This window comes from Pseudomonas sp. BS3782 TE3695, from assembly GCF_050435305.1.
Lineage (GTDB): Bacteria > Pseudomonadota > Gammaproteobacteria > Pseudomonadales > Pseudomonadaceae > Aquipseudomonas.
The window spans coordinates 3,070,534-3,085,181 of record NZ_JBNDKB010000001.1 but is presented as its reverse complement, the minus strand read 5'-3'; the positions used below and the strand labels follow the sequence as shown (position 1 = coordinate 3,085,181).

Here is a 14,648-nt window from a genome sequence, read left to right as displayed (position 1 = left end):
TACGATTTCCTGGATTGAACACTGCTGCCATGCATGACCAAATCGAAAACATCTATTCGTTGACGCCGCTGCAAAAAGGCCTGCTGTACCACGAGGCCTATGCGCCCGAGTCGCGGGTCTACTACCAGCAAATGAGCATCGGCCTGGCCGGTGAGCTCGACCTCGACGCGTTCCGTCAGGCCTGGATTGCGCTGATGCAGCGCCACGCGGTGTTGCGCACGGCGTTTCTCTGGGAAGAGCTGGACGACGCTTATCAGGTCATCCTCAAGGAAGTCGATCTGCCGCTGCGCGAAGTCGACTTGCGCGGCAACCCGCAAGGGCTGCCGGCCCTGGCGGCGGAAGATCACGCACAAGCCTTCGAACTGAGCGCCGCGCCACTGATGCGCTTGACCCTGGCGCGTCTGGACGATGTGAACGGACAAGCGCAGTGGTCGCTGGTGTGGACGCACCATCACCTGTTGCTCGACGGCTGGAGCGTTGGCTCGCTGCTGGCGGACTGGCGCGATCTGTTTCGCGCGGCCCGTCGCGGGCAAAACGCGGCATTGGAAGCGGTGCGACCGTTCCAGGATTACGTGGCCTACCTCGATGAACGCCCATCCGCTGATGAGTTCTGGCGCAGCCGCCTGGCGGATTTCGCCAACACCACCCGCGTGCCCGAATCAGACCCGCGCGGCTTGCTCGCCGAGCTGGCAGAGGCGCACTTGCCTTGCACCGAACACCAGCGCGTGCTGGATGCGACAACGACTGCGCGCCTGAGTAGCTTCGCCCGTGACAACAACTTCACCGTCAACACCCTGCTGCAAGCGGCGTACGCTTACTTGCTGGGTCGCCACAACGGCAGCGACGAGGCCCTGATCGGCGTCACCGTGGCCGGGCGTCCACAGCGCCTGAGCGGCGTCGAGCGCATGGTCGGTCTGTTCATCAATACCTTGCCGTTGCGGGTTCGCTGGGACGATGCGCCAACCGTTGGCCAATGGTTGGCCGGCATCCAGGACTGGAACGCCGAGATGCGCGAGCATGAACACACGCCGCTCGCCAGTCTGCGGGCCTTGACCGCGCTGCCGCCCGGTGGCGAGTTGTTCGAAGCGATCATGGTGTTCGAAAACTTCCCGTTCCCCCGGGAGCTGGATCAGATCGACGACGGCCTTGTCGGGCTGCCGGATGCCGAACATACCGCGCCGTTGCGCCACACTGGCGGGCGCAACAACTACCCGATGTCGCTGATCGCTTCAATGGAAAGCGACAGCTTGCACCTGCATCTGGTGCACCAACGCAAACGCTTGTCCGATGCGGCCGGCGCGCGCCTGATGGAGCAGTTGGTAACGCTGCTTGACGAACTGAGCCGCGACGCCAACCGGCCACTGGCCAACGTGCCGTTGTGCCCGATGCAGGAACTGAACCTGACTCGCACCTGGGGCAACGGCGCGACGCTTGAAGTGCCGGATGCTGCGCTGCATGAACTGATCGCCGCTCAGGCCCGCCGCCATCCCGAGCGTGAAGCGGTGCGCGACGCCCATGGTGCATTGAGCTACGGCGAGCTGCTTGAAGCCTCGACCGCACTGGCCCACGCCTTGCGTCAGCGCGGTGTGCAACAGGGTGATCGCGTCGCCCTGGCCCTGCCCCGTTGCAACGACGCAGTGGTCTCGCTGTTGGCGGTGATGCAGGCCGGCGCGTGCTTCCTGCCGCTGGACCTGGGCCAACCGGCCTCGCGCCTGAGTGCGCTGATGGTCAGCGCCGACGAGGGCTTCATCATTGGCGCGCCGACCTTCGACACCGCCTCTGCGCAGGTGATCGACGCCTCAGCCCGCGCGACCGGCATCGACCTGCCAGCGGTGGATCAACAGGCCTGCGCCTATGTGATCTACACCTCCGGCTCCACTGGCACACCAAAAGGCGTGCGTTTGTCCCATCGGGCTATCGTTGCTTATGTCAGCGGCATTCTGGCCGAACTGGGTTGCGCCGAGGCCGAACAACCGTGGCGCCATGCGCTGCTGTCGACCCTGGCGGCGGACCTTGGTTACACCCAGTTGTTCGGGGCGCTGGTCAGCGGTGGCAGCCTGTTGCTGGTGGACGACGACACCCGCGCCGACCCGAATGCCCTGGCGCAGTGCTTTGGCGAATTCACGCCGGACCTGGTCAAGCTCACGCCCAACCACCTGCACGGTTTGCTCGCCGCGCACCCTGATGCTCGTCTGTTACCGCGCCGCGCCTTGCTACTGGGTGGCGAAGCGCTGCAAGGCTCGCTGCTGGACACTATCGGCGCGCTGCGTCCGGAACTCGCGGTCTACAACCACTACGGCCCGACCGAAAGCGCCGTCGGCATTTGCCTGTCGCGCATCGAACAGCCACTGGCCGGCGTACAGCCGCTGGGCCATCCGCAACCGAACCGGCAACTGCGGGTACTCGACAGCCAGGGCCACGCCGTGCCGGTCGGTATGCCGGGTGAATTGTGGGTCGGCGGCGAAGGCCTGGCCATCGACTACCTGGGCGATCCGGTGCAAACCGCTGCACGCTTCACGGCCGTTGCCGATCTGCCCCGCGCCTACCGCACCGGCGACCGTGTGCGCTGGCTGGAATCCGCGGAACTCGCGTTCCTTGGGCGCGTCGACAACCAGGTTAAATTGCGCGGCTACCGCATTGAACTGGGCGAAGTCGAAGCACAGATCAAACGCCTGTCGAGCAATATCCAGCAAGTGCTGGTGCGCGTGGTGCAACCGTCTGACGAACCCGCGCGACTGGTGGCCTGGCTGGTAGCCAGCACCTCTCTCTCGACCGATAAACTGCGCTCCGATCTGGCTCTGCGCGTACCGGACTACATGGTGCCGGCGGACTTCATCGCCCTGGACGCCATCCCGCTGAACGCTAACGGCAAACCGGACATCGCCCGTCTGCCATTGCCCGATGCACCGACCCGCCAGGACAACTACGAGGCCCCCCGCGATGCGGTGGAAATCGCCTTCGCCGAGATCTGGCAGGACGTGTTGCGGGTCGAGCGCGTGGGGATTCATGACAACTTTTTTGCGTTGGGCGGCGACTCGATTCTCAACCTGCAAATCATCGCCCGCGCCCATCAGCGCGGCATGAAGCTGACGCCTAAGCAGTTGTTCGAAAACCGCACCATCGCTGAAATCTCCGCGGTGATCAGCCAAGGCGCGAGCTACAGCCGCGACACCACCTACGCTGCGCGCAATGTACCGCTGACCGCAGGTCAACACGCCCGTCTCGAAGCCGGCCCATTGGCAGCAGACTGGCGCTGCGTGGCGCTTGATGTGCCGATCAGCCTCCAAGTGTTGAACCGCGCCGTGCTGGCTCTGCAACAGCAACACCGCGCACTGCAGCTGGGCCTGACCCAACAGACTGACGGTAGCTGGGCACAAACCCTGCCGAGCACGCCGAAACCGGTCAGCGCCAGCCGTCAGCCGCTCGACACTGACAACCTGAACGCACTGGCCGAAACCACACTGGCCACACTGGATCACGCGGCGGGCGAAGGCTGGCACGCATGCCTGTCGGAACAGGGCGACGCCGTGCTCTTGGTTACCCATGCACTGCGCCTGGATGCTGCTTCCTGGGCGTTGTTGATGACTGACCTGGCGCTGGCTGTGGCTCAAGCGCAATATGACCGCGCGATCGAACTGCCGCGTCACGGCGGCCATCTGGATGAATGGGCCGAACATCAAAACCGCTGCGCCCGCGATGAAGACGGGTTGGAATCGGCCTGGGAATACTGGCTGCAATATGCCGGTGAAACCCTGCCACCGACCACGCAGCAGGACAACGGGGCGACTGAACGACGCCGCGTGCAGATCCCGGTGCCACTGAGCGCCCGTCTGAACCTGCTGCAACGCCGCAGCCACGCGCCTTGGGCTTCGCTGGTGGCCACCGCCGTCGCGGCGGAACTGGCGCAGCAAAGTGCCGAACAGGACGTCTGGCTGAGCCTGGATCGCGGTCGCTGCGAGCGCGCACGTTTGCCGCTCAGCAGCGCCCTGAGTCGTACCGACTTCGACCCGGCGACGGTGATTGGCGCGCTGAGCCACGCCGTTCCGCTGCGTTTGAGCGTGACACCCGGCACCAGCGCCGCGCAGCTGCTCGCGCAGGTCGACGCGCAACTGGCCGCCGCCCCGCACTTTGGCGACGACTACGGCGTGCTGCGTTATCTGGCCGACAACGACTACCTGCATGAACCGCTGCTAAGCCTGCCGCAGCCAACTGTGCATATCGTCATGGCCGGTGAATGGCTGGCCCATGAAGGACCGTTGGGCGAGGTCATCGCCGCCAGCGCGCCCATCGATGGCGCCGGGCTGACCCTGTCCGTGAGCCTGCAACAGGGTCAACTGCACATCGATTGCCGTGGTCCAGGCGCCGAACACTGGGCTCAAGCACTGGAGCGGCATCTGGCCCTGCTGGCTGCCGATGCCGAGCAAGCCATCCCGGGTGCCCACGCGTTCCCGCTGTGCCGCGCCGCCGGCCACGATCTCACGGCCTTGGGTGCCAACTTCGACTGGGCCGGCATCGACGATTTGCTGCCTCTGTCGCCGATGCAGGAAGGCATGTTGTTGCACACCCTGCTGCGTCCCGACAGCGGCATCTACCTGATGCAGCAACGTTATCGCTGGGATGGCGAACTGGACCGTAGCGCCATCGAATTCGCCTGGGCCCGGCAACTGGCCCGGCACCCGATGCTGCGTACCGGTTTCTGGTGGCAGGACGGCAAGGCCGCGCTGCAATGTGTCTATCACGACACCGATCCGGCCTTCGCCTGGTACGACTGGCGGCACCTCGACGAAGCGAGCCGCCAGCGTCAACTGGATGCCGTGCTGGACGCCGAATGCCGTCAGGGTTTCGACATGCGCCGCCCGCCGCTGACTTTCTTGCGGGTGTTCCAGGTGGCCGATCAGGAGTTCCTGATCGTGCGCAGCTTCCACCACATCCTGACTGATGCCTGGTGCTTCGGCCTGTTGATGGCCGACCTGTTCGCCCATTACCAGGCCCGCGTACTCGGCCAGCCTGTGGCGCGTCCGTTGTTACCGTCGTTCAGCAATTACATCCATTGGCTGCAATGCCAGGATACGTCCATCACCGAACAATTCTGGACCCGCGAACTGGCCGGTTTCAGCGCGCCGACGCCGTTGGTGGTGGATCGCCCGGCCGTGACCGAGCAAGCGGTCGAAGCGGTGGCCAACCTGGACGTCACCCTGTCGATTGCCGACACCCGCGCCTTGACCGCGTTGTGCCAACAGCACCAGCTCACGCCCAACACCTGGATTCAGGGCGCCTGGGCCTTGTTGTTGTCCCGTTACAGCGGCAGCGATGACGTGTTGTTCGGCGTTACGGTGTCGGGACGTCCGACTGATTTGCCGGGCGTGGAAGACATCGTCGGGTTGTTCATCAACAGCCTGCCGCTGCGGGTCAAGGTCGACGATTCGCAAACCGTGGTGCCGTGGCTGCAAGCGCTGTTCGCGCACAACTACGAGTTGCGTGCCTACGAACATGCACCGCTGGTGGACATTCAGCGCTGGAGTGAAATCGAGCACGGTCGTTCGTTGTTCGACAGCCTTGTGGTGTTCGAAAACGCGCCGTTCGACGCAGGTCTGTCGGACCGCCAGGTCGACTTCAACGTCGACATCTACGAAGACCGGGTGCACACCAACTACCCGATGACCGTGGTGCTCTACCCCGGCGATCGCCTGGGCATTCGCCTGACTTACGATGCCGCACGTTTCGACACCGACACCGTACAGCGCATGCTTGGCCATCTGCGTCAGTTGCTCACGCAAATGGTCGCCCAGCCTGATGCACCGCTGGCCACGCTGTCGTTGCTGACGCCGGACGAACGCCAGACCCTGCTGGTGGACTGGAACCGCAGTGAACTCGACTTCCCGCTGGATCAAACCTATGCCGAACTGTTCGCCCGGCACGTAGCGGAGCATCCGCAGCGCATTGCAGCCGTGTGTGGCGCCGACAGTCTGAGTTATGCCGAACTGGATCAGCGTTCGAACCGCCTGGCTCGTGCATTGATCGAAACCGGCGCCGGTCGCGACACGCTGGTGGCCTTGGCCGCTGAACGCGGATTGCCATTGCTGAGCATGATGATCGCCGTGCTCAAGGCTGGTGCGGCGTACTTGCCGCTGGACATCAAGCATCCGCCACAGCGCCTGAGCGAGATTCTCGAACTGTCCGGGGCGACGATTCTGTTGACCAGTGACAGTGCCGACTCGGTCATCGACCCGGCACTGGCCGCGAGCACCGCGACCCCGCGCCGCCTGCGCACCGAAACCCTGTGGCTGGCGGGCGATGCAACGCCGCCGAACGTGGCGGGCAGCCCCGACGATCTGGCCTACGTGATCTTCACCTCAGGCTCCACCGGTACGCCGAAAGGGGCCATGGTCGAGCAACGGGGCATGCTCAACAACATTTTCGGCAAGGTGCCGACCCTGGGCTTGTCGAGCGCGGACCGGATTGCCCAGACCGCCTCCCCGGCGTTCGACATTTCGGTGTGGCAGTTCCTCGCCGCACCGATCCTTGGCGCCACCGTGCATATCTTGCCGGACGTGATTGCCCACGACCCCGAGCGCCTGCTGCAAGCGCTGGAAAACGAGCAACTGTCGGTGCTCGAAGCCGTGCCGACGATGATCCGCGCCCTGCTCGACCTCGCTAGCACCGACACGCAACTGTCGGCGCTGCGCTGGTTGCTGCCGACCGGCGAAGCCCTGCCACCGGCGCTGGCCCAGGCCTGGCTGAGTCGCTTCGCCCATGTACCGCTGATGAACGCCTATGGTCCGGCGGAATGCTCGGACGACGTGGCGTTCCACCCGCTGACCACCGTGCCTGAAGAAGGCGGCAACGCCATGCCGATTGGCCGGCCGACCGCCAACAATCATCTGTACCTGGTGGACGCGGCATTACGTGCGGTGCCAGTGGGCGTGCCCGGTGAAATTTGCGTGGGTGGCGTCGGTGTTGGTCGCGGCTATCTCAACGATCCGGAGAAAACCCAAGCCGCGTTCGTGGCACACCCGTTCGAACCCGGTGCGCGTTTCTACCGCACCGGTGACCTGGGACGCTGGCGTGCGGACGGCGTGATCGAGTTCCTCGGTCGCCGCGATCAGCAAGTGAAAATCCGTGGTCACCGCATCGAGCTGGGTGAAATCGAAGATCATTTGGGACGTCATCCCGCCGTGCACGCCGTGGCTGTGATCGTCAACGCCGACCAGCGTGGCGACCTGCAACTGGTCGCCTACTGGACCGGCGACGACACGCCGGTAGCCGTGCTGCGCGAATGGCTGAGCCAACGCTTGCCGTCGTACATGGTGCCGGCCCACTGGCAACAACTGGATGCGCTGCCGCAGAACGCCAACGGCAAGGTTGACCGCAAACTACTGACCGCACGTGCGCTGGACAATAGCGACTTGAGCGAACAACAACCGCTGAGCAGCGACACCGAACAGCAACTGGGGGCGATCTGGGAGCAGATTCTCAACGTGGCGAGCATCGGTGCCGACGACAATTTCTTCGCCCTCGGCGGACACTCGTTGCTGGCGACGCTGGTGGTCTCGCGAATTCGCAGCCAACTCGCCGTGGACCTGCCATTGCGTGCGGTGTTCGATCACCCGGTGCTGAAAAACCTGGCACGCGCCATCGACAGCGCCCGCTTGCAAGCCATGCCTTTGGCCCTGCCCGCGATCACCGCGGCCGACCGTTCGCAGCCGCTGCCGTTGTCGTTTGCCCAACAGCGTTTGTGGTTCCTTGAGCAGTTGAACCCTGGCTCCAGCGGTTTCAATATTCCATTCGCCTTGACCTTGAGCGGGGCGCTGAATGTTGAAGCCCTGCGCCTGGCATTCGAGCAACTGATCGCCCGCCATGAAGTATTGCGCAGCACCGTGCACAGCGATCATGGCGAGCCCTGGCAGCGGATCGAAGCGGCGCAGGCATTTGCTCTGCCTGTCAGCGATCTGCAACAGATCGCGGCGCAGGAACAGGAGCCGGCCATCCAGGCGCAATTGGCCGAGGTCTTCGGTCAACCGTTCGACCTGACGCAGGCACCATTGATTCGTGCACGTTTGCTGCAACTGGACGCGCAGACTCATGTGCTGGCCATCGCCATGCACCACATCGCGGTGGATGCATGGTCCATCGCGCAATTGGTGGATCAGTTGGCTTTGGACTACGCCGGTTTCGGCAGCGCCGCTGCTCGCATCGACACCCCGGCCCTGCAATACGCCGACTTCGCCATGTGGCAACGCACGCACCTGCCGGGCCCGGTCTGGCAACAACAACTGGCCTACTGGCGCCAGCAGCTGCACGCCAGCCCGGCGCCGCTGCTGTTGCCCGGCGCCCAGACTCGCGATCACAGCGGGTGCGCGCGGCACCGCAGTCGCTTGTCAGCGTCGCTGGCACGGGCCATCGGCGAGATGGCGACCGCTCGCGAGGCCTCGCCATTCATGATGCTGCACAGTGCGCTGAACGTGTTGCTCTATCAGCAAACCGGACGCGAAGACCTGCTGGTGGGCACCGACATCGCCAACCGTCATCAGCAACAGACCGAAGACATGGTCGGCTTCTTCGTCAACCAGTTGGTATTGCGCTGTCGCGTCACGCCGCAGCAGACGTTTGACCAGTTGCTCGGCGATGCCCGTCGTGTGGCGCTGGATGCCTTTGCCCATCAGGACTTGCCGTTCGATGCCCTGGTGGCCGACCTGCTGCCGCAGCGGGACGCGCGGTACACGCCGTTCTTCCAGATCAAACTGGTGGTGCAGAACACCCGCCAGCAGGATCTGCATTTGTCGGGGCTGGCGATCAGCGAGCGAGAGCTGGAACCGCAAGCTTCGGATGTCGACCTGCTGATCAACGTCGTGGATGACGGCGACGGCCTGCTGGTGGTCTACGACTACGACACCGGGCGTTACACCAGTGCCTACATCGAACTGTTCGACCGTCTGTTCGTCTGCCTGCTGGAGCAACTTGTGCTGAACGCTGACACCAGCGTCGCTCAGTTGTTGGTGCCACTCAATCAACTGCAACAGGCCCGCCGCGACCAGGCTCAAGCCGCGCTGCGTGAAGCCGGCAGCGCGCGTCAGAGCACTCTGGGCCAGGCCCGTCGTCGCAGCGTCGTGAAGGATGCCGAACAATGATTGCCTTCGGCCCGTCGACCCTTGCGCTCATGTCCCACTTTTTTTTACAGGTCTCAGCATGACTCAGACTCACGAAAACACACCATTCGAAGGCTTCGAACTGTCACCGCAACAGGCGCACCTGTGGCGCCTGCAACAAACTCGTCTGGCTCCGTCAGCGCAGCGGGCCACGCTGCGTATTCGCAGCGAACAGCCGCTGGACAGCGCACGGCTGAAAACCGGTTTGCTGGCCTTGATGCAACGCCACGAGATCCTGCGTACCCGTTATCAACAACTGCCGGGCCTGTCGTTGCCGATGCAGGTGATCGACGATTCGGTCGCTGATTGGCAGGCGTTGGGCATCGAACTGCATGTGGACACCCAGTCGGCAACCTTGCACTTGCCGGCCTTGCACCTGGACAGCACCAGCCTGGGTTATTTCTGCGAAGAATGGGCGCAGAGCTATCTGCAAGCGGCGCCACAAGAGCCGCCGCTGCAATACGCCGACTATGCGGCGTGGCGCCTGGAGTCGGTGGACGACCAGGGCCGCCAGTTCTGGGATGAGCAGTTCAACGCGATGGTCGCGGATGTGCCGTTGCCTTGGCAGCGCCAGAATCCGGCTATCGGGATTGCCGAAATGGCGCGGATGCAGCTGTCGTTCGACGACTCGACCCTGCAACACCTCGATCAGCAAGCGGCCAGCCTCGGCGTCAGCACCGGCACGGTCGTGCTCGCGGCCTGGGTCACCTTGTGGCAGCGCTACAGCGAAGCCGAACGCCTGACCCTGGCCTATGAGAACCAGACGCGTCCGGACGTGTTGGGCGACGCTCTCGGTCTGTTTTCCGAACCATTGCCGCTGACACTCGATACCCCATCCGAGCTATCGTTTGCCGCGTTGTGCCAGCAACTGACCGAGCGTGTCGGCCTGCTCAACGATGCTCGGGACAGCTACCCGAGCCACTTGAGCAACGTGCCGTCATTGCCGGGCGTGGGTTTCCGCGAACTCGCGGACGTGCCGCACAGTGCGCTGAACGATGCCGGTTGGCAGATCGAACAGGCCGACAGTATCAGCGCCGGTTGTGCATTGCTGTTGCAGTATCAACCCCATTCTGCCAGTGCTTTATCGCTTCATTTTGATGCCGCGCTCTACACGCCTGCCCACATCGAGCTCCTCGCCGAACAGTTGCTGAGCGTGATCGAGCACAGCCTGCGTGAACCATTCATCAGCCTGAGCCGACTGGCAACCTGCAGCACCGTCGAGCAACAACGAGTGACCGGAGCGCTGTGCGCTTCGCCGCCCCTGAGCCCGGCGCAAGAACAGCGTTATGCCGCCACCTTCGCCCTGCCCAACCTGGCTGCCTGCTTCGCCCAGGGCTCGGCCGCCCATGCCCAACGCCCGGCGGTCACTGGCCCAAGCGGGACGTTGAGCCATGCCGAGCTGGATCAGCGCGTCACAGCCCTCACCCAGCAACTGCTCGCCCAAGGCCTGGAACCTGGTGCACGGATCGCGCATTTCCTGCCACGCGATATCGATGCGGTGGTGGCGCTGGTTGCCATCCTGCGCGCCGGGGCCTGCTACGTGCCGATCGACCCGGCTTATCCCGCTGAGCGCATCGAGCATATTCTGCATGACAGCCAGGCCCGTCTGGTGCTGACTCATCGCGCCCGCTTGCAAGACCTGCCGGTGGACTGGCAACCGAGCGCACTGGCGATTGATCAAGCGCTGCCGGTGGTGCCGTTGCAAGAGGAGCCCAGCGTTTCCCGAGATCAACCGGCCTACCTGATTTATACCTCCGGCAGTACCGGTCAGCCCAAAGGCGTGGTGATCAGCCATGCCAACGCCCTGCATTCGCTGGCGGCGCGGCTGGCGGGATATCCGCGGCCGGTGCAACGCTTCCTGCTGCTGTCGTCGTTCGCCTTCGACAGCTCCATCGCCGGGCTGTTCTGGAGCCTGAGCCAGGGCGGTTGTCTGCACCTGGCCAGCGAAACCGAACAGAAAGATCCGCTGCAACTGGCCCGGTTGATCCGCAGTCACGATGTGTCGCACCTGCTGGCCCTGCCTTCGTTGTATGCGTTGTTACTGGACGAATTGGGCGATACCGCAAGTGCGCTGAGCACCGCGATTGTCGCCGGAGAAAGTTGCCCGCCGGCGCTGGTGGACAACCACTATCGCCGCCAACCCGATGCACAGCTGTACAACGAATACGGTCCGACGGAAGCGTCGGTGTGGAGCACTGTCGCCCTGTGTCGGCCCGATCAGGGTTGCGTGCCGATCGGCCGTGCCATCGCCCACACCCGGGTGTACTTGCTCGACAGCGAGGGTGCACCCGTGGCCCGTGGGCTCAAGGGCGAAATCCACATTGCCGGGCCGGGACTGTCCGACGGTTATCTGGGCTTGCCACAGATGACTGCCGAGAAATTCATCCAGGCCCGTCATCCCTCCCTTGAAGGCCAACGTCTGTACCGCACCGGCGATTTCGCCTGGCAGGATCTGGACGGGCAACTGCATTTCCTCGGGCGCACCGATTCGCAGATCAAACTGCGCGGTTACCGTATCGAGCTGGGCGAAATCGAAACCGCGCTGTGCAACGTCAGCGGCGCCAAACTGGCGGTGGTGTTGCTGGATACCACCCAGGCCGAACCGAGCTTGCGTGCTTTCATCGAAGCGAGCACTCAACTTCAGGCCAGTGCCGTGCGCGAATCCCTCGCGGCGCTGTTGCCGACGCACATGATTCCCGCCGACATTCAGTGGCTGGCGCAGCTGCCGCGCACCGCCAACGGCAAGGTCGATCATCGCGGCTTGCTGGCCCGGGCGCCGAACCATAGCCTCGCGACTTATGAAGCGCCTGAGGGTCATATCGAACAGGTACTCGCAGCGCTATGGCAAGAGCTGCTGGAAGCCGAAGTGATCGGTCGCCACGACGACTTTTTCGCCCTCGGCGGCCATTCGTTGCTGGTGGTGCGCATGACGGCCAGGTTGCGCGCGGCCCTGGGCATTGAAGTGCCGGTCAACGTGATCTTCCAGCACCCGACGCTGATCGGCCTTGCCGAGCAGATTAGCCAGCCCCACGACCCTGCGGCGGTCATCGTCTTGCAAGCCGGTGAAACTGCACAGACACCGTTGTTCTGTCTGCATCAGCCAGCGGGCGGGGTTCACCATTACATGCCGATGGTTGCCGGATTGCCGAAGGAGATGCCGGTGTATGGCATTGCGTTGCCCGAATCGTTGCGCAGTCAGGACCTCGTTGCATTGGCCAGCGAATACTTGCCGCAGATCCGCCAGATTCAGGCTCAGGGTCCGTATCGCCTGGGCGGTTGGTCCATGGGCGGCTTGCTCGCGCTGGAGCTGACCCGGCAGCTGGAGGCGCAAGGGCAAACAGTCGAATGGCTGGGGTTGTTCGACAGCACGTTCCACGCCGAGGATGAAACGCTGGCGTGGGATGCGCTGCAGGCCATCGTTCAGCAAGAATTGAGCAGCGACAGTCGCCAGCGACTCACCGCGCAATGCCTGGCGCAGCTGCACGCTGCAACCGCAGAACTGGGTCGCGTGGAGCAATTGCGTTTCGCCCTGCTGCAATGGGCGAACGCCAACGGCCTGAGCCTCAAGGCACCGCTGCCCTATGTCGAGCAAACGCTGGAAGTGATGGCCGACGCACGTCGTTGGGTCAACGGCTATTCAGTGCCGTCCGTGCGTGCCACCCTGCACCTCTGGTGGGCCGATCAGACCTTGATCGAGCGCCCGACCCTGCCGGCGCAATGGGACGCGATCAGTCAGCGAACCTGTCATCATCAGGTCGCCGCTGATCACGACACGATCCTCGGACAGTCTGCCTTCCATGAACAACTCAACAAGTCGCTGGCCATGGCCTCGACGGAAACCGTCGCATGAACCTGATTCTCTATCTCTACCGCCAATCGGCACGCCTGCTGGCACTGGCCTCCATCACCGGTGCACTGGGCGGGCTGGCCAGTGCGGGACTGGTAATCCTGATCAACCGCGGGCTGGCCAATCCGCAGCAATTGCCGGAACTGGCCTTGGGGTTTTTCGGGCTGTGTTTGGGCATGTTGCTGAGCAAACTCTGCTCGGAACTGTCGCTGCTGCACCTGACCCAAAGTGCGATTTTCCAGATGCGCATCGACTTGTCGCGCAAGCTGCTCGCCACCCCGCTCAAGCGTCTGCAAGGCATGGGTAAACACCGTTTGCTGGTGATCCTCACCGAAGACGTACACACCTTTACCGCGGCGTTCGAGTGGGTGCCGCTGTTGTTCGTCAACGCCGTGGTGACCCTGGCGTGCTTTGCCTATCTGGCCTGGCTGTCGTGGTCACTGCTGGCGATTCTGGCGTTGTTCCTGCTGGTCGGTTTGATTGCGTTTCACTTGGCCGAACGCGGGCCGTTGAGCCATCTGGAACGGGTGCGACAACAAAAGGATGTGCTCTACCAGCACTTTCGCAGCCTGATCGAAGGCAGCAAGGAACTGCAACTGAACAACGCCCGTGGCGAGGCCTTTGTCGAGCGGGTCATCCGCCCGGGCGCCGACGAGTTTCGCCTGCGTTTCCTGCGCGGCATGGCCGGGTATTCGGTGGTGGCCAACCTTGGCACGCTGCTGTTCTACCTCAACCTCGGCGTGCTGCTGTTCATCGTGCCGTTCTGGTTGCCGCAGCCGATCACCGTGCTGACCAGTTTCACCATCACCCTGCTGTATCTGGTACGGCCGATTTCCGACCTGATGATCGCCCTGCCCTCGCTGCGTCAGGCCAGTATTGCCCTGAACCGCATACGCCAGCTGGACGCCGAACTGAGCACCGAAGCCCAGGCCGCCGCCCCGGTCGACAATGTGTTCGCCAGCGAAGGCCCCATGCGCCTGCTACTCAACGGTGTGTGCCACCGCTATCCCGGTGAACACGAGGATCATCCCTTCATGCTCGGGCCGGTGGATCTGACGCTGGAACAGGGCGAACTGGTGTTCGTGGTCGGCGGCAACGGCAGTGGCAAGACCACGCTGTCGATGCTGATGCTTGGGCTGTATGCGCCGGAAGCCGGCTGCGTGGTGCTGAACGGCGTGGAGGTGGACGACGACAACCGCGAGCAATACCGTCAGCACTTTGCCGCCGTGTTCGCCGACTTCCACCTGTTCGAACATTTGCTGGGCGACGACGGACCGGACGCCGAGCACCGCACCGCCGAAGCAACGCGTTATGTGAAGGCCTTGGGTCTAGGGCATAAAGTCAGCATCGTCGACGACCGCTTTTCCACCGTGGAGCTGTCCACGGGCCAACGCAAGCGACTGGCGCTGGTGTCGGCGTATCTGGACGACAAGCCGTTTTATCTGTTCGATGAGTGGGCCGCCGACCAGGATCCGACCTTCAAGCGGGTGTTCTACATGGAGCTGTTACCGGAGCTGAAAGCCCGGGGCAAGACCGTGATAGTGATCACCCATGACGACGCTTACTTCCAACAGGCCGACCGGGTACTGAAAGTGGAAAACGGCCGCCTCACCCAGGTCGAAGCCCATGCGGCTTATGCCTGATGGGGGTGAGTG

Annotated in this window: 3 protein-coding genes; all 3 read left to right on the top strand. The window is 63.6% G+C overall.

Annotated elements, in window-relative coordinates:
- The first annotated feature begins 29 nt into the window (after positions 1-29).
- Genes ABH909_RS14140 through ABH909_RS14130 form a run of 3 tightly spaced genes read left to right on the top strand, consistent with a single transcriptional unit; the run spans position 30 to position 14,636 of the window.
- Positions 30-9,128 carry an amino acid adenylation domain-containing protein gene (locus ABH909_RS14140; protein WP_429434009.1) on the top strand — a complete coding sequence of 3,033 codons (9,099 nt, stop codon included), beginning with the start codon at positions 30-32 and terminating at the stop codon, positions 9,126-9,128.
- Between the two features lie 58 nt (positions 9,129-9,186).
- Positions 9,187-12,996, top strand: coding sequence for a non-ribosomal peptide synthetase (locus tag ABH909_RS14135; RefSeq protein ID WP_429434007.1), 3,810 nt, complete (start codon positions 9,187-9,189; stop codon positions 12,994-12,996).
- Positions 12,993-14,636, top strand: coding sequence for a cyclic peptide export ABC transporter (locus tag ABH909_RS14130; RefSeq protein WP_429434004.1), 1,644 nt, complete (start codon positions 12,993-12,995; stop codon positions 14,634-14,636). Before ABH909_RS14135 ends, ABH909_RS14130 begins: the two co-directional genes overlap by 4 nt.
- Positions 14,637-14,648: the final 12 nt, after the last annotated feature.

Bases quoted from the DNA above. Each gene is read 5' to 3' on its own strand.
- ABH909_RS14140 (WP_429434009.1), top strand. From the start codon at position 30: ATGCATGACCAAATCGAAAACATCTATTCGTTGACGCCGCTGCAAAAA.
- ABH909_RS14130 (WP_429434004.1), top strand. From the start codon at position 12,993: ATGAACCTGATTCTCTATCTCTACCGCCAATCGGCACGCCTGCTGGCA.
- ABH909_RS14135 (WP_429434007.1), top strand. From the start codon at position 9,187: ATGACTCAGACTCACGAAAACACACCATTCGAAGGCTTCGAACTGTCA.